Source organism: Parvimonas sp. M20, assembly GCF_035282425.1.
Lineage (GTDB): Bacteria > Bacillota > Clostridia > Tissierellales > Peptoniphilaceae > Parvimonas.
Genome location: NZ_JAYKBQ010000080.1, coordinates 1 through 496, shown reverse-complemented (window position 1 = coordinate 496; position 496 = coordinate 1). Strand labels below are relative to the sequence as shown.

The window sequence follows — 496 nt, the reverse complement described above, 5'->3', positions numbered from 1 at the left end:
CCACAACGACCTTCATGCCATACTTCAATGGTAGCCAGGCGATCAGCTTGCCAAGAAGGATCATGATCACGGAAGATCTCAGCGAAATAACCCCACGCCTTCATAGATAAGGCATCCTGGCTAATTCGCGACTTTCTTCCATGCTGATAAATCAACTCTGGCCCACGAAAGTTGCGCCCAATAAAGAAATGGCCGAAATATTGGTAGTCGGAGTCGTTATCTTGGCCAGTCAGAAGACTGCAGAACCAGAAATCCTTGGGCTTGCCTCCAAAGTCCGTACCACGACGCACCTTATACGTAAAGCGCGTTCCAGTCTTAGGTGAGCGAAGCGTTAATGTGGCATTTCCTGCCAGCATAAACTTCTTAATAGTTGCGACATCCATAAGACGTCCAACAAGAGCTTCTTCATCCTGACTAGCCATAGATACTTCTCCACTTATGGCTATATAATATAGCATCGAAGCTTTAATCATAGTGCCATTCATATAGTCAGAAG

Annotated in this window: 1 protein-coding gene; it reads right to left on the bottom strand. The window is 45.8% G+C overall.

Annotated features, from left to right (window positions below; genetic code table 11):
• A partial coding sequence (locus VJI93_RS08490) for a hypothetical protein (protein WP_324009275.1) occupies nucleotides 1-422 on the bottom strand: 422 nt, incomplete at its 3' end.
• Nucleotides 423-496 lie beyond the last annotated feature (74 nt).